The sequence below is a fragment of the Peribacillus psychrosaccharolyticus ATCC 23296 genome (assembly GCF_000305495.1).
GTDB lineage: Bacteria > Bacillota > Bacilli > Bacillales > DSM-1321 > Peribacillus > Peribacillus psychrosaccharolyticus.
In genome coordinates this window covers 1-17,577 of the sequence record NZ_AJTN02000213.1, presented here as the reverse complement: position 1 = coordinate 17,577, position 17,577 = coordinate 1, and the positions used below count along the sequence as shown (strand labels likewise).

Annotated in this window: 12 protein-coding genes; 10 read left to right on the top strand and 2 right to left on the bottom strand. The window is 37.2% G+C overall.

Annotation, left to right across the window (positions count from 1 at the left end):
* The first annotated feature begins 420 nt into the window (after positions 1–420).
* The 7 genes from WYK_RS15630 to WYK_RS15600 all read left to right on the top strand — a co-directional run bounded on the left by WYK_RS15630 (position 421) and on the right by WYK_RS15600 (position 10,933).
* Positions 421–4,911 (top strand): S8 family serine peptidase, encoded by a 4,491-nt coding sequence (locus tag WYK_RS15630; RefSeq protein ID WP_051387572.1) that lies wholly within the window; start codon positions 421–423, stop codon positions 4,909–4,911.
* A 75-nt stretch (positions 4,912–4,986) separates the two neighbouring features.
* On the top strand, positions 4,987–6,558 hold the full coding sequence (locus WYK_RS23390; RefSeq protein WP_051387569.1) for an Ig-like domain-containing protein: 1,572 nt from the start codon (positions 4,987–4,989) through the stop codon (positions 6,556–6,558).
* Positions 6,559–6,725: 167 nt separating this feature from the next.
* Complete coding sequence (locus tag WYK_RS15620) at positions 6,726–7,478, top strand: hypothetical protein (RefSeq protein ID WP_040375406.1); 753 nt, start codon at positions 6,726–6,728, stop codon at positions 7,476–7,478.
* A 359-nt stretch (positions 7,479–7,837) separates the two neighbouring features.
* Positions 7,838–8,647 (top strand): Ig-like domain-containing protein, encoded by an 810-nt coding sequence (locus tag WYK_RS15615; RefSeq protein ID WP_040375405.1) that lies wholly within the window; start codon positions 7,838–7,840, stop codon positions 8,645–8,647.
* A 44-nt stretch (positions 8,648–8,691) separates the two neighbouring features.
* Positions 8,692–9,447, top strand: coding sequence for a YveK family protein (locus tag WYK_RS15610; protein WP_040375404.1), 756 nt, complete (start codon positions 8,692–8,694; stop codon positions 9,445–9,447).
* Position 9,448: 1 nt separating this feature from the next.
* Positions 9,449–10,141, top strand: a complete 693-nt coding sequence (locus WYK_RS15605) for a CpsD/CapB family tyrosine-protein kinase (RefSeq protein ID WP_040375411.1) — start codon at positions 9,449–9,451, stop codon at positions 10,139–10,141.
* Between the two features lie 24 nt (positions 10,142–10,165).
* Positions 10,166–10,933, top strand: a complete 768-nt coding sequence (locus tag WYK_RS15600; protein ID WP_040375403.1) for a tyrosine-protein phosphatase — start codon at positions 10,166–10,168, stop codon at positions 10,931–10,933.
* A 47-nt stretch (positions 10,934–10,980) separates the two neighbouring features.
* Here the strand turns inward: WYK_RS15600 and WYK_RS15595 are convergent, their stop codons facing one another.
* On the bottom strand, positions 10,981–11,523 hold the full coding sequence (locus WYK_RS15595) for a hypothetical protein (protein WP_040375402.1): 543 nt from the start codon (positions 11,521–11,523) through the stop codon (positions 10,981–10,983).
* Between the two features lie 205 nt (positions 11,524–11,728).
* Between WYK_RS15595 and WYK_RS15590 the strand changes: the two genes are divergently transcribed.
* The 3 genes from WYK_RS15590 (at position 11,729) to WYK_RS15580 (ending at position 15,963) form a co-directional block, all read left to right on the top strand.
* Positions 11,729–14,113 carry a hypothetical protein gene (locus WYK_RS15590; RefSeq protein ID WP_040375401.1) on the top strand — a complete coding sequence of 795 codons (2,385 nt, stop codon included), beginning with the start codon at positions 11,729–11,731 and terminating at the stop codon, positions 14,111–14,113.
* Positions 14,114–14,242: 129 nt separating this feature from the next.
* Entirely contained in the window at positions 14,243–15,451 is a 1,209-nt protein-coding gene (locus WYK_RS15585; RefSeq protein ID WP_040375400.1) for a right-handed parallel beta-helix repeat-containing protein, read from the top strand.
* A 125-nt stretch (positions 15,452–15,576) separates the two neighbouring features.
* A complete protein-coding gene (locus tag WYK_RS15580; RefSeq protein ID WP_040375399.1) occupies positions 15,577–15,963 on the top strand; it encodes a hypothetical protein in 387 nt (128 codons plus the stop codon).
* Between the two features lie 34 nt (positions 15,964–15,997).
* Here WYK_RS15580 and WYK_RS23385 read toward each other — a convergent pair whose 3' ends face one another.
* A complete protein-coding gene (locus WYK_RS23385) occupies positions 15,998–17,113 on the bottom strand; it encodes a DUF5050 domain-containing protein (RefSeq protein WP_152526481.1) in 1,116 nt (371 codons plus the stop codon).
* Positions 17,114–17,577: the final 464 nt, after the last annotated feature.

Below are 17,577 nucleotides of genomic sequence, written 5' to 3'. Positions count from 1 at the left end.
AAGTGTTTATCTACTTGTTGTTCTTTATAAAGAAATATGCAGACGACTGATTTGTAGGTATATAGTTGTGATAACCCATAACATTTATTTGGTTATAAGACATTAGTTATAGGTAAAAATACCTTAAAATAGGGAAATTAAGGATTATTTTATCCGTGCTATTTCTCCAGTGTTCAGTATATAAAACTAATTTTAAGAAGTCTTTTAATGAGAACAAAACAGCAAGTTATTTAAATATAAAAATAATTTAGAATATTGAGCATTTCGACATATTTCGCTCTTTACTCACTGTGTCAGCAGTGTTACATTTTGAATACCTAAGAAAAATTACCCAATTTTACTTTGGATTAGGTACATATTTAGAGAGAGAGGAGTCCATTTTTATTATTTTACTATTTTTTTAAAAAAGGGGAGAACTGAGTGAAGAAGATTCGTAGATTTAGAAAAAGAGCCTCAATCGGACTAGTTGGTTTATTAACGGTTTCTAATTTAGGTATAGGGGCTAACTTTGTCCAAGCAGAAACAGATAATTTGGACAAGCTGGTTCAGCTGCAAAAATCAGATAAAAAAGTTTCAGATTTCACGAAGGATTTTAAAGATGGAGATCGAGTAAGAGTTATTGTTGAGCTTGAGGGCGAGCCGGCAATCAACTACTCTACTAAAAAGGGTTTACGATATAAAGATCTAAAAGAATCCGAGAAAACCAATTTACAAGCAGATTTAAAAGGTGAACATGCTGATTTACTAGCAGAAATTAAAGATGAAAAAATTGGCTTTGAAGTTGAAAACACCTTTACAACTGTCGTTAATGGCGTAAGCGGAGAAGTTGAGTTCAGTCAAATCGAAGAACTTGAAAAGCTGCCGAATGTTGAAGGGGTAAGTATTGTAAATGAATACGAAAGACCTTCCGAAAAACCTGAAATGCTTTCAAGTAAGAGCATGGTTGAGGCCGTTCAAACTTGGAACGCTGGTTATAATGGCGCAGGGATGGTTGTTGGGATTATTGATACAGGGATTGACCCAGACCATAAAGACATGGTGCTTTCAAAGGATACAAAATATAAATTATCGGCTGAGAAAATAGCCGAGTTTGCGAGCACAAAAAAAATACCTGGTAAGTATTTCACATCAAAAGTTCCTTATGGCTATAACTACGCCGATAAAAACAACGAAATTCTTGATCTTGGCCCTGATGCCTCGATGCATGGGATGCATGTTGCCGGTACAGTTGGAGCCAATGGTGATGAAAATGGAAATGGAATAAAAGGTGTCGCACCAGAGGCGCAATTGCTGGCATTAAAAGTGTTTGGTAATGACCAAGCGATGCCATCTACGTTTGGTGATATTTATATTAAAGCCATTGATGATGGAATCATTCTCGGTGCAGATGTTCTTAATATGAGCTTAGGCTCAACAGCCGGCTTTGTGGATACATCGAGCTTAGAGCAAAAGGCCATTGATCGTGCGGTTGATAATGGTGTATTGATGTCCATTTCAGCAGGTAACTCTGCACAAATTGGGAATGGCTATAGTAACCCGCTTGCGACCAATCCTGATATTGGGTTAGTTGGATCTCCTGGTCTTTCTACCAATTCCATGTCAGTCGCTTCTATTGAAAATGATAAAGTTACTTTAGATAAGATGATGATCAAAATTGGTAATGAAACACTTCCAATCGCTTATAAAACGCAGTCTTCTCCAATACCTCTAACTATATTTGGAAAAAATAAAGAACTGGATGTTGTCTATGTAGGGGATGGAAGTCCGGCTCAATATACAGGGAAAGATGTAAAAGGAAAAGTAGTGTTTGCGGTAAGAAATGCTGCGGCTCCTAACTATGGTGAAATCCAAGCACAAGCTGAAAAAGCTGGAGCAGCAGGAGTCATCGTTAGAGGAACAGCCGCACATGGTGATTATGTCAGCATGGCGCTGAATAATCCTACAATTCCACTTGTTTCATTAAGTATTGCAGATGGAACAACATTAGAAACAAAAATTAAAGCAGCTAGTGGAGTTGGGAAAGTGAGCTTTACTGGGGATATGACTACAGTTGTGAATGGAGCAGCAGGTCAAATGTCTTCATTCAGTTCATGGGGCGTTACACCTAGTCTTGAAATTAAACCTGAAATCACAGCTCCAGGCGGACAAATTTATTCAACGCTAAACGATAATAAATATGGTGTGATGAGTGGTACGTCCATGGCAGCTCCACATGCTTCAGGCGGTTCAGCTCTAGTTTTACAAAAGGTTCAAGAATTATTCCCGAACCTAACAGGCGCTGATAAAGTTAAACGTGCTAAAACAATGCTAATGAATACAGCAAAAATTGTTACGGATAAATCAAATAGCAATATTGCCTACTCTCCAAGACTTCAAGGTTCGGGCTTAATGCAGCTGAATGCAGCAGTTTCAACGCCTGTGTATGTTGAAGCAAAAGGAACAAAAGAAGGCAAAATTGAACTGAAGGAAATTGGGAATGACGTGTTCAGTATGACCGTTACCGCAACGAACTTCAGTAAGGAAGATGCTACGTATAATGTGGGTGCATCTGTTTTAACGGATGCTATAACAGGATCAGGACCAACGGCACGTAATGCGTTAAAAGAGCAAGTAATAAACGGTGCGAAAATTAAGATTGATACGCCGAAGGTTACATTGTTTGCAGGAGAAACGAAGGATATTACGGTTAAAGTAGATCTTTCTAGCGCAACTAAAGCCTTAGAAGCTGCTCAAAAGAATGGCTACTTTGTTGAAGGATTCATCACACTTACTAATGAATCTCAAGACATCGTTTTCCCTGATCTATCGGTTCCGTATGTAGGATTTAAAGGGGACTGGAATAAGGCACCGATTGTAGATGAAATGATTTACAATCTTGGTTCGTCTTATTACAAAGTATCAGGAATGGTCGATCAAGAAGGTGAATACCTAGGATTTAATCCATTTACAGGGGCTTACCTTGAAAATAAAATTGCTATTTCTCCAAATAAAGATGGGTTTAATGAAAGTGTAACACCAGTAGTCAGTTTCCTCCGTAATAGTAAATCGGTAGAATACGCGATTACAGATAAAAATGGAAAAGTTCTACGTAAGCTTCGTACGGATAAAGACCAACGAAAAAATTATTATGCAAGCTCTCCCTATTCATATAAAGGTATAACCGAATGGGATGGCAATCTAAACAATAAAGTAGCAGCAGACGGTACGTATTTCTACCAATTTAAAACACAAGTCGACTATGCAGGTAAGGAACCACAGATTAAAAGAGTTCCTGTGATTGTTGATAACACAGCACCAGTTGTGGAAAACACGACTTACAGCAGTAAAAATGGGGTCCTTTCTTTCGATGCTAGTGATAACGCAAATGGAAGCGGCTTGCAATACATTGAAATCATTGGGGATGGAAAATCGCTAGGCTATATTGATCCTGGAACTAAAAAATCGTTTAAATTCGCAGTTGATAAAAAAGTAAATCCTGAAAACATCGTCGTTACAGCTTATGACTATGCCTTTAACCATAGCGGACAAACAGTGTCTGGTCCTGGAGACAACACAATTCCATATATCGTTTCAGATACACCTGAAGCCTTGGGCGCTTATGACACACGCCAAGTTCCAGTTTCTGGGTACGTAGCCGATAGCTCAGGATTGGAATACCTAAGAGTTAAAGGTGATAAATTAACTAAAACACCACAAGACTTGCCACTAACGTATAACAAATTAACGAAAAATTACGACTTCTCTTCACAAATTACTTTTAAAGAAGACGGTGTCCATGACATTTATTTTGAAGGTGCCGACAAAGTAGGCAATAAAATTGAATTCAGACGTCAGGTAATTATTGATACAACAGCTCCTACGCTTGAAATTACTGGTTTACCAGCTGACCATGTGGTAACCGAAGATCCAACCGTTACAGTGAACATTGCTGATAACTTTGACGACCTTCGTCTGCAGGTTAACGGCAGTGAGGAATACCAAAATGGATTCGACGAACCATACGAAATGAGACCTACTTCTAAGGAAGTTAAGGTAGATCTAATACTTGAAGATGGTGAAAATAAAGTTGAGTTTAAGGTTACTGACCTTGTTGGTCATGTAACGAAGGAAACACTTATCATTTACAAAGGTGCATCCGCTCCAGCGGCATTTGTTACTTCATTGACATTAGAAAATGGAGATGCAAATGTAACGGTAGATCAACCAGCTAAGCTAAAAGCAGAAGCTTCTCAATCAGTAGTTTGGGATGCAAAAGTAATCGCTCCAAATGGCGACGAAACTGTTCTTGAAGCGCAAGAAGGAAAAACGTTTAATGGCACGTTTAAACCAGATAACTTGGCCGAAAGCGGAGCATATAAATTCGTGGTTGGTATTGCATCTGCAAGTAAGGAAGCAGAAGTAACCGTACCTGAAGCGGAAGATCAAGAAAAAACGGTGGAAACTGATGTAAACACAGAGGAAGGCACAGAAGCACCTGGAAATACTGAGGAAGCAGTTGAAGAAACAGTATCTCCAGTAAGTGCCGTTAAATATGAGGTTGCATTTAACGTTTCAAATTACCCTGTAACTGTTGAAAAAGTGACGACGCTTGATAAGGCAGGAAATGTAGCAACTGCTTTTAAAGCTGATAGCATTGCCAATGTCAAAACAGTTGTAAAGAATTTAGGCAGTAAGGTCATCAATCCTACTGTGATCTTCCAAGTGAAGGATACAGATGGCGCAGTTGTTTATTTCGAAGAAGTGAGTGCAAAAGCCATTACAAGTGGTTCAAATAATCGCTTTGGTGTTAATATCCCGCTTGCAGATTTCGATAATGGTAAGTACACGGTCGAAGTATTTATCTGGGATAACCAAGATAATCTGATTCCACTTGCTGATTCAAGTACGATTGCAACGTTTACCGTAAACTAAGTGTTTTGAAATTCAAAGTAGAAAAAGGGAGACGAGCTTCGTCTCCCTTCCTTCTACAAAACGGGAGTGAATGTTTTGAAGAAAAGTTTTCTATCCATTCTTACGGCAGCTTTCTTATTGTTAGGCTTTGTTTTACCCGTCCATGCAGAGGATAGCGTAACGGTATCTCTTAGTACAGATGCTGAAAACTATAAGCAAATTGACACGATATCAATTACAGGTACTGTTTTAAAAGGAACAAAGGCTGGTAAAGGAACGAACCCAACCCTTCAGGTGAAAAACTCATCTGGAAAAACAGTTGAAACGTATCAATGGAAAGATGATTCTATTGGTGTAAATGGAAGTATATCAACAACGATTAAGCCAAAGAATTATGTTGATGATACATATACAGTGCGATTGTCAGCTACAGGTGCAACTGCAGTATCCAAGACAATCGTAATCAGTGGAGAAGAAATACCAACTACACCTAAACCAGACCCGACACCAACTCCAGATCCAGGAACAACAACACCAGACCCAGGGACTACAACCCCGGATCCAGGGACCACAAAGCCAGAACCGACACCAACACCAAAGCCAGGTGACATCATACCGAAACCGCCAGTGAATCCAACACCTCCAGTGGAACCTTCACCTGTACCTAATCCAACCGTCAAGCCGTATGCACCTAAAGTTAATACGGTGACAACCGTTAGTACAGTTATTACTGGAACAGCTGATGCGGGCACTACGGTAATTATTTCGGATAGAAAAAACTTTAGAGTATGGGCCGATGCGAATTCCTCTGGCGTCTTTTCCATTGAATTATCTGAGAAGCTTAAGGCGGGAACAAAACTCTATGCTACTGCCAAAGCGGGAGAGATTGAGAGCGATTCAACAGAACTTGTTGTCCTAGATGCAACACCACCCGCAGCTCCTTCCGTCAATATGGTTAGTGATAAAGATACAAAAGTAATGGGATCAGCCAAAGTGGGTTCAACCATTACGATTAAAGCGGGAAATAAGACGTTAGCCACTGGAACGGCTGCTAATGGCTTATTCAGTATCAAGATTACATCTCAAAAAGCTGGTACAATCCTATCTATTACAGTAAAAGATGCGTTTGGCAATATCAGTTCTCCAAAAAAGATAATTGTACTTGATAAAACGGCTCCGAAAGTTCTTTCAATCAGCAAGGTAACGGATAAGGTGACAAGTGTGACAGGAACCTCTGAAGCCGGAGCAAAAATGACCATAAAATCAGGCAAGAAGCTTCTTGGAAGTGGTACAGCTGATAAAAAAGGTAAGTTCTCGATTAAAATTAAGCTTCAAAAAGCAGGAACTGTTCTTGCTGTAACAGCTGCAGATCAAGCTGGGAATGTCAGTAAGAGTAAAACTGTTAAAGTGCTCGATAAAACGGCACCAAAAGCTCCTTCCGTAAATGCTGTTAAAAAGACAGCAACGAAAGTGACAGGAACAGCAGAAGCTGGAGCGAAGGTGTATGTCAAGGCAGGCAAGAAAGTAATCGGTTCAGCAACCGTTAGTAAAAAAGGTGCTTACTCCGTTAAAATTAAAAAACAAAAAGCTGGCACAAAATTAGCTGTTTATGCGAAAGATCAAGCAGGAAATATTGGGAAAGCTAAAACGGTATCAGTAAAGAAATAACGAATCACCCCCGTCCAATTTGGATGGGGGTTCTATGAAAGAAATTAATTTATAGGAATAAATGGTAATAATTCGGGTATTGGATAATTAGTAATATATGTAAAGAGTAGACGTAGCTACATATGACCTCTCATATTTTACACAAATAAATTTGAAAGGTGAGATTCATGAATAAGTGGTTAAAAGGGTTAATAAGTTTTTTATTAGTGAGTGTGTTATCCCTGCAAGTTTTCCAGCCTGCTTCTGCCTCAGTAGATTTTAAGAAGGCAAAAACAATCAGTTTCAACAAAAATTTAACCGGTAAGCTTACCACTGCGAATGGAAATTATGAACATGTGTACAAGGCGAAGTTAAAGAAAAATGGTAATTTGTCCATTACGGTTCAGACCAATACGAAACGAAGCTGGTATGTGGAGGTTCTTACGAGCAAAGGTGAAAAAATGACGAGTTTCTATACGACGACAAAGAGTAAAGGAAATGAAGTCCGGGAAATCGGCTTGAGTAAAGGAACATATTACGTCGCTATTTCGGGAATTTATGATACGGCGTATAAGATGAAAGTGAACTTTAAGAGCAGTAATTACTATGAAAGAGAAGACAATGATACCGTTAAGAAAGCGAATGGGATTAAATTTGGCAAAAACTATTCGGGTTCTCTAGAAGGGTTCACCGATCAGGATTATTTCAAATTTACCGTCACTAAAAAAAGAAAAGTAAGTCTTACGTATAACAATACCCCTAAAAAGCAACGTGATCTCTTAATTGTAAATGCAAAAGGAAAGGAATATGCTAAAATCCGCACCGACTATTATGTGAAAAAACCAACTAAAAGTACCTATACGGTTACCTTACCTAAAGGAACGTATTATGTACTGATCCAATATGGCGGTGGATCTTACACATTCAAAGTTGCTCAATAACAAAAGTTCTTAATCAATCGATTAATTAAGAAAAATTAGTTAATCAATCGATTGATTAAATTTCAAAGAACGTTGGTAGATAGCACTTTTCTACCTTACATAAACTTATAAGCGTGCATAAACATACAATTGGGCACATCAATTCAGAACGTATTTGACTGAAAAAATACGGGTGGATAAAGAGATTTCTGATTTAAAAATCAGGAGTCTTTTTTATTTTAATAAAATATTTGAAAAATAGGAAAATAGTTAGTTTTTAAGAGGATATTCTATAAAAATGTCCAATTTAACCGATTTATAGGTTAAAATGGAAAAAATGAAGTGAGAGAATTTCATATTTTCATTAAAGGAGGTTCTAAGTGAAAAAGGTTTTCTTATTGGTCTCCTGTTTCTTGCTTGTCACCTTTTATCCTGCAGATCGTAACTATGCGAAGGGGTATAAAACGGTAACCTATAAAAAAGCAGTAGCTGTCACTCATTCTTGGAAACTAGTCTATAAAAAAACGATTTCCAAAAAGACAGTTACGTCCAAGACGATTTATATGACGGAATATAATAAGAAAACAAAAATTCCCTTAACACTATCGTTATCTAAAAATAAGAAAACCATTAAGGTAAAACCGAAAAAGGCATTAAAGGCTGGAAGAAAGTATGTACTCATTATAAAAAATATTAAAACAACAAAGAATAAATCAATAGCGAATCCCGCTAAAAAGGTTTTTACCACATTAAAACCCATAGCAAAAGCGCCTATTGTTAAGAAGCCAGAACCTGAAGTAATCACTCCGGCTATTTCAGAATCAGTAGTAAAGACAACACATCAAATATTTAAAGCAGATATCTCTGAAAAGAAAAATAGATTAACTGTAACCTATAATTTAGGTGATTCCCGTGATAGTGATATCATTCTTCAAACTTCTTTGTCAGTCAAAGAGGATTATAGATTAACTTTTACAAAGATTCCTGCCGCAGCAAGTGTGTTTATCTCTGATGATTATTCTCAGTCATTAAAGAAAGGACATAATAACTTACACGGCACTGAAAAAATGAAAGAAAATCATATAACTATTGGTCTCATTCGTCTTACTGGTGATTATACTTTTGCAGGAGTATTGACGAATTCTGCAGGAGTTAAACAGCCGTTTACTCTCGTTTATAACATGAAATAAGCGGGCATTTTTTTATTAAATAAAAGGTAGTGTTGGAGGGAATTATGGAAGAAACAATTAGTTTACGTGAGTTAGTCGAAACCTTGAAAAAGAGGATTGTATTAATAATTAGTATTACGTTATTAGCAACAGCGATAAGCGGGGCACTGAGTTATTTTTTAATAAAGCCTGTTTATAAATCGTCAACACAAATCTTGGTCAGTCAAGCAGCTGCTGGGGCTTTGGCATCAATTGCGGGGATGTCCTTTGATGCAGATGCGAAATATATAGAAACCTATAATGTCATTATGAAAAGTCCGTACATATTGGATCAAGTAATAGAAGAATTAAAACTTGATACGACACCTGCAGGTTTGAATGGCAGTTTGAGTGTCAGTCAAGAAGGACAATCACAGGTTGTCACGTTAAGTGTTCAGAATAATGACCCAGCCGAGGCGGTCTTGATTACGAATGAAATCGCGAAGGTGTTTCAACGAGAAATTGCTAAGCTTATGCAAATTGACAATATCCATATCCTTTCTCCTGCTGAATTAAGTGATAATCCAGTGCCAATCAAACCACAGCCTGTACTCAATATGGCAATTGCATTTGTGGTTGGATTAATGGCATCAATTGGACTCGCATTCTTACTTGAATATCTCGATAATACCGTGAAGTCTGAACAAGATATAGAAAAACTTCTTGGTCTTCCTGTTCTTGGGGCTGTAACAGTCATTTCTGCAGAAGAAGAAAAACTAAAATACAGTGGGCAAAACGGCAGGAAAAAAAGTAGTCGAGGTGAATCTCTTGAAGCAAAATAAAATGAATTCAAAAAAGCAGGGATTAATGGCGCACAGCCGGACATTAATTACGCATACTAGTTCTCGTTCACCAGTCTCTGAGCAATATAAAACCATTCGGACTAATATACAATTCTCTTCACTCGATCATCAAATTCGGTCTATCGTCGTCACTTCGTCAGGTCCAGCAGAGGGCAAGTCCACCACGGTTGCCAACCTCGCTGTAGTTTTTGCCCAGCAGGGAAAAAAAGTCCTGTTGATTGATGGAGATATGAGAAAACCAACTGTTCACTATACTTTTCAGCTAACCAATTTAATTGGACTGACGAATGTTCTTAGTAAACAGACTGAGTTTACAAATGCCGTTAAGAAAACGGATGTCGAAAACTTATCAGTCCTTGTTACAGGCCCTATTCCACCAAATCCGGCTGAATTGCTTGGTTCGCAGGCAATGGATAGCCTGATGGAAGAGTTATATAACGTTTATGATGTTATTCTACTTGATACACCGCCAGTACTTGCTGTCACAGATGCACAAATTCTTGCTAATAAATGTGATGGAACCATTTTGGTTGTTAACAGTGGAAGAACGCAAGTGGATGCAGCTGTTAAAGCAAAGGATTTATTAGAAACGGTAAATGCCAAGCTTCTTGGTGTAGTGTTGAATCAGAAGAAAACAAGCGATAGCAATTACTATTATTATTACGGAGAGTAATAGAGAGTAGAAGGGGAGAAAATAATGATAGATATTCATTGTCATCTATTACCAGGGTTGGATGATGGGCCAAAGGATGTATCTGAAAGTTTACGAATGGCTCAGCAAGCAGTTCTTGACGGAATTGATACCATCATTGCTACTCCCCATCATAAAAATGGTCAATACAATAATTCAAAGTCGTTGATTATAGATAAAGTTCGAGAAATGAATCAACGATTAGTCGAGGAGAATATTAACCTCACAGTAATGCCTGGGCAGGAAGTACGTATTTTTGGAGAATTACTTGAAGAATATAGAATGGAAGAGATATTGACGCTCAATAATGGCGGACAATATCTCTTTATTGAATTACCTTCTAACCATGTTCCAAGATACACAAAAAAAATGCTTTATGATATCCAATTGAATGGGCTGATTCCGATTATTGTCCATCCTGAACGAAATCGAGAAATTATCGCAGAGCCAGAACTATTATTTCAGCTTGTAAAAGATGGGGCCCTTACACAGGTAACGGCTTCAAGCATAACTGGCTTTTTCGGTAAGACCATTCAAAAGTTCAGCATGCAGCTGATAGAGGCAGAGTTGACCCACTTTATAGCATCTGATGCTCATAATACAACCAATAGACCTTTTCAGTTGGCGCAAGCCTATGGGGTAATTGAAAAGAAATATGGGATAGACCATGTTTATTTATTTCAAGAAAACGCTCAACTTTTAGTTTCAGGAAAAAATGTATACAAAGAGGAACCACAGCCTGTTAAACGTAAAAAAGTCTTAGGTATCTTTTAACACATCAAAAAAAGCTTCCTAATTAAGGAAACTTTTTTTGATACAGCTTACATTTGATTTAATTTCTCAATAATGCGTTCAATACGTTCTTGCTTTTTAGTATTATAGATAGTCTTGAATTCTTTTGCCTCACTTGTACTATGTCCATTCTTTGTTAAATCTGAATGCAGGGCTTCGTACAAAACATTAAATGTTTGATCAGCATTTTGTTCCAACTTTTGAGATAAATCTTTGTACTTCGTTGTTAGTTCAGCTTTGGTGAATTTTCCGCTTACCTGATCGGCTTTAGCTTGTACTAAAAGCTGATCGGCTTTGCTTGTTTCCTGTACTTCGAGTTCATTAAAAAGGGATACATAATGGTCTTTAATTTCATTCAAAGGTTTTTTGTCAGGAATGTTTGAATTTGTAGACTCTGTTTTTTTGGATTCTACAGCTCCATTTTCCTTCGTCTTTTCGGAAGCTTCTACATTGTTAAGCGTCAGTTTTGCTTTGTTAATTATCTCCTCTTGCTGTTTATTCCAATAAAGGCTTCCTGAGGTTATTGACGCAATGGCTAATAAAAAAACAGTAACTAGTATAATACGATTCATGCTCAATCCTTCCTTAAAAATATAATTTTGTTAATATTAGCATAATTTTATGATAATAGAAGGTGAATAAAGAAGAATAGTAAACATGGATTAGTAATTTGTCGTATTTTAACAGAAGAATAAAAACGTTTGCAAAAGGTTGTATAAATATTCCTTGAATGATAAAATTTACTTAAATACTATTCTATAAAATGGAGGCTGAGGAATGTTAAACAAGAAAAAAGCTATTCAAGTTTTAACTGTTACTGCTGCCGTCACTGGAGTCGCCGCTGTAGCGCAACCAATTAATGTAGATGCTGCATCAAGTGCAAAAAACTCTGTTACTAAGGCCGAAAAATTGGCCGCTCAACTAAAAAAAGATATTAATTATGACGCAAGAAAGAAAGCCAATCCAAAAACAGCTGTAGGTTTGCCAAATGAAAAATTATACAAACAAACGAAAACGGCGTATAACAAAGCTTTAGCTGAAGCAAAGAAAGTAAAGAATTCCAAAGAGCGTAAAGTTTTGGAAACACGTCTTGCTCAAAAGGTGAAACCTTTTATCGACCGTACGGATAAATATAGAGCAGCTGTCCAAATGGGTATCAAACTTAATACAGCAAGCAAAGTGCTTAATGAAAGAGTACAAGCTAATAACCTAAATGAAACGACTAAAAAACAATATGATCTTGTAAGCTCAGATCTGAAAAAGCTAGATAAACAAATCAAAAGTGTTTATGGTAAAACAACTCGTCCAGCTTTAACTAAAGCATACTCCGATAAGGCATCTACCATCGTTTCTACTGCAAAATTCGCATTAAACTTTAAGAGTGACACAGACAATCTTGTAAAATCCGTCAAAAATGAAGATTATGCAAAAGCGGTTACATATATCACGAGTCTAAAAAAATTAATATCAGATAACAAAAAGTATAACTATGTCAGCACATCAAGCAAACTTTACAAAAAGCTTTATGCTGCATACAGCCCTTCGCTAGATAAGCTGAATGCCTTGGGTAAAATATATATCGCGACATCTAAATCAGCTGCTAACCCGACTATAAGCGGTGGTGAAACACCAGCACAAGCTTTGACTTACACAAAAGATGTTACAGTTATTGCTGGAGAAAATCGTTACATCAAACTGCGTAATGCCAATATTAAAGGCAACCTAAACATCATGGGGATTAATAAAGGTGCGGGAACGGTAACGCTTGAAAATGTAAAAGTTAGTTCATTAAAAAATAAAGGCGGACAAATCATCGTTAAGGATGTCGCTGAGAAGAGCTTGCATCTTACTAATATTACGGCTAATGATTTAATTGTGAACGATGCAAATGGATCTAACATTGTAGCTGGAGCGGGCGCAAAAATAGCTAACCTTTTAGTTAGTGATAAAGCTGGCGGAAACGTAAATCTGCAATCTTCAAATGGTAATGCGTTCAGCACAATCAATTTAAAATCTAAAAATTCGAAAGCAATTAACTTTGCCGGAAAATTCGATAAATCGAACGTTGTTGTTGAGGGTAACGAACAGAAACTTAATTTTGCAGCAGGAACAGTCATTAATGAATTAACACTAAAAGCAGGAGCTAACCTCACAGCTGCTGAAGGCGTGGAAATTGCAAAAATCAACATCGACCCAGCTAAAAAAGGCGAAATCATTACCCTATCTGGTGACTTAAAAGACACGGTAATTGTCATCAAAGATGCAAATGCCATCATCAAAGTCGCAGAAAACACAGTAGTCGGCGAAATCAAAGTTGACCCATCCGTGAAAGGCGAAGTGCAAATCGACAACCAAGGAACCGTCAACAAAGCGGACGACAGCATCGTGTTTACTGGAAATCCAGTAAAACCGCCAGTAACACCACCTGGTGACGGCGGCGGTGGAGGAGTTACTCCACCACCAGTAACAGATCCAACAAATCCTGGGGTGCCGATTACTACACCTAAGTTGAAGGATGTTACAGCGACTGTTGGTGGCAAGTCTTATCCTATGGTGAGTGGGTTAATTGATTTATCAGGAGTAGCGAATGAAAGTAAGTTTACTGAAGTGCAGATAACTTCAGAAAATGCTACTAAGTTCGTACTTGAAAGTGTAGAAGTTAGAGGAAATAACGTTAAATTAGAAGATAAAGGGTTACACTATGATATTAAAGCAGATGGTGTAACTAAAGTACCTGTAAGCAAATTACTTGGAAATTTGGATGTTGGTAAAGATGGAATTTCAATCGCTAATTTGAGAGCACTCGTTCTAGATCAACCGGTTACTCTGACAGGGACTTTAAGTAACGAGAAGGCATCTGCAGAAACCAAGGTTTCGATTAAATTAGGTGTCGGATCTAATCTTCCAACAACATATGATAATGAATATGTAACAATCGTTAAAGAAGGTATTCAAGGTGGAAAACATACAGTAAGTGTTACGATAAAAGATGAGACGGTTACTCTTAGTGACGTTGATTCTAAAACAAGTGGAGCGATTAGTTTAAGCACACTTTTAAAATCATACACCGGTATCTCTCTTGATCCTAAAACGACTCTTGGTGATTTAAAGACTATAATATCTAAGCTGAAATTTGAAGAATACAATATCGTATTTAAATAATTTAAAAAGAAATTTCTTTAAAAAAGACAGTGAGTGTAAAGGCTCCTGTCTTTTTTTATGTCTTTATCATTATTTTAAAATCTTTGCCGATACTACTATAGAGATCATAATAAAAGGGGTTTTGCAATCATGAGAAAGTATGGGGTGTTAGTGGCAGCGTTGATATTAGTTTTAACTATTTTCATGCCAAATCAAGCAAGTGCAGCGAGTCCGGTATATACAGTGGGACCTGACAGCAAAACGTATAAGGGGAATATGATGAATTTTTCAACGTATACCCAGCAAACGAAGCACTATTATCTGCTCCGTTCGTATTTGGAGCAGTTAGAGAAAAAGGGCGGCGGAACGTTGGTTTTGAAAAAAGGGACGTATTCAATCAGCAATGTTTTATATGTACCTTCTAACGTCACCATTAAGATGAGAAATGGTGTGAAGCTCGAAAAAGGAACATCTACTGGCACAAAAGAGATCGTCGCCTCCCACTCGATATTCCAATTAGTCAGTCCAAGTAAGGCGGCAAAAAAAGGGGCATATGGTGGATACAATGGTGAAAAGAATATTGCCTTTATCGGTGAGGGGAACGTTAGTATTGATTTGAAATATTATCCAGATTCCATTGCCATTATCATGGGACATAACAAAAATGTCAGTGTGAAGAATATCACGTTTATCCATATGAAATCTGGCCATTTCATTGAATTGGATGCATCAGATAAGGTGAAGATTACGAATAATAAATTCATTGACTCTAAGCCTTCTGTGAAGAAAAATAAAGAAGCGATTAACATCGATACACCCGATCGAGCAACGAAAGGCTGGAGCCAAATTTGGAGTAAATTTGATCGAACTCCTAATCGTAATGTGACGATTGAAAAAAATGAATTCCGGAACCTGGACCGGGCAATCGGAACACACAAGTATTCAGAAGGAAAGTACCATGAAAACGTGGTTATTAAGAATAATGTCATTGAAAAAACTCGGCTTGACGCCATCCGTGTGATGAACTGGTCCAACCCAGTTATTACACAAAATACAATTAAAGATGTAGATGGCGGGAAACCGGGCTTGCGCGGAATTTTAGTAAGTGGTGCGATCAATCCAACCTTTAAAGATAATACGTTTAATAAGGTAGGACGTCCAATGCAATTCTTGGTCTGGAAAAATGAAGGGCCAGGTTCACAATACAAAGCAACCTACAACAAACTCACAGAACAAAATCTACACGAATTGGCTGAAAACCAAGCTATTAATACAACAGAAGACTTCATTCGAATTAACAGCGTCTATAAACTCTTCAATGCAGGAAATACAGTTAAAGTAAAACTTGCAGGGAACTAAATCATTTCAAAAAGACTGCCAATCACTCATTATTGGCAGTCTTCTTCATGAATTAATTTTGAAAATAAAGGCATTATTGGATATAATAGTATTTGTGGTTTTTATCAAAAAAAGAGGTGGGAATTTTGAGGAAAGTAGTGGTTGGTTTCATCGTATTTTGTTTATATGGCTATCCCTATGTCTATTATTCGATGTACCAAGATTTTACGGATCGATTATTGTTCAACTACTTAATAATGATTGCAGCTACTTCGACTTTTGCTTTCATCGGAAAATTATATAGTAACTATATTCCTATTATTCTTGGTAACATAGTCTCTGCAATTATTTCATTTTACTTTATCCTTGAATGGGAAAATAACGCACAATATGAAGAAATGTCTCAATGGGGCAGCTACTTTGTACCATTTAGTCCAAACGAATTACTAGTATTTGTTTCGGTATTAAATTTGATACCCCAATTGTTTACAATGAATTTAGCGAAAAAAATGAAGAATAGAGTGAGAGGTTAAAAGGCTGTTGAGGGGTATCTCAGCAGCCTTTTGACTAGATTTTGGTTTTTTCTGTTTTTTTGGTTTTATTATTATAAAAATAGAGATACTTGCCTTTAATCGATAGTCGTGAGACTGATTTTTTGATTACTCTCCATTCGTTATTTCCTGTCAGTTTCATTTTATAAAGATGTTGGTTATCTGTTAGATTAATGAAATATAACGTATCCCCAGCCGCCTTTAGTGAATAGATAGCAGATGAACTTGTTCTGGAAACTTGTTTTTTTCCACTGCCATTAAGATTCATCCGGAATAACTTTGCATCCTTATCGTTTACATAATAGACGTATGATTGATAACGAGCAAAGTCCTCTAGGGTGTACAGGTATTTATATTTCGTGCTGCTGGCTTTAGGCAGTCCCTTTTTATTCCAAGTGTGATCTTTTGCAAGCAACGATTCAGGAACGAGCAGGTAATTATAAGCAAGAATCGGCGATTGGTCCTCTGCAACAGGGTCATTCCATGTAGCATCCACATAAAAGTATTTTCCGTCGACTTTTACAAGATTCCAAGCATGAGGAACACCTTTGCCTTCGCCTGTGACCCTTACTGCCCAAATTCCAGCTTTATTAAGCAGGATCTTTAAGGCTTTTGCATAGCCATCACAGACTGCAGTTCCTTTGATTAACGCTCCATACGCAGTAAAAGAAGACTCTGGCACTGAGTCCTTTAGGTAGTTTTCGGTGTCATATTCGGTTGAATTGACGAGATAATCGTGAAGATAAATGACGCGCTCGGCTTGTGTTTTTTTGGTCTTGGCAATTTTAACGACAGCATCTGCCTTTTTATTAAGCGCAATTTTCATTTTTTCAATTTGCTTCTTCGAACCTATGTATTGCGGATAAAAGGCTTGCGCGTTGTAGATAAATTGGTGTTTCGTATAAAAAATTTCTGGATGATCATTTAGTACACGTTCGTATGTATCCGCCACCTTTACCGTATCGGCCCCATACTTTCCAAGTGATATCTTTGTTTGATACTCTTTTAAACCATTATAAAGCAATGTATATAAAGGGTCCGAAGCAGCTGTCGAAGAAGATGGCAAGCTGAAAACAAACAACCCAACCCCAAAAAATATACAAATAAATAACATCAATTTCTTCCGTATCACAGATTCACAACCCAACCTATTAAATGGTATAAAATAACTATTACCTAACTTTCATTGTAATTGAATATGATAGTTTTTACCATATAAATAGATAGATAGTTAGTTTTGTATATATCTAGAGAAGATTACACTTCTTAATAAAACCATCAGGTGCGGGTAGCACCCAATATAAAAGGCTTAGAAATTCAAACGAAATAGAGCAGGATACACATTTTCACAAAACCATCACTTCGGCGATTGTCCATTTTTAAGTGTAGGGAAGAATGTTTCAGAGTTAAGGCAGAATGATTGGCAGTTAGGGAAGAATGTACCCGAGTTCGGGAAGAATCTGGGATCATATTGAGCAGCTTCCATTAGTTATAGTCAGCTGCCTGCCAAGCAACCAACCTATTTCAACATGCTTTGTCCAAAAAGAGTCTATAAATGTGAAAAGGCTTTGAAAATCAGATGAAATAGAGCAGGAT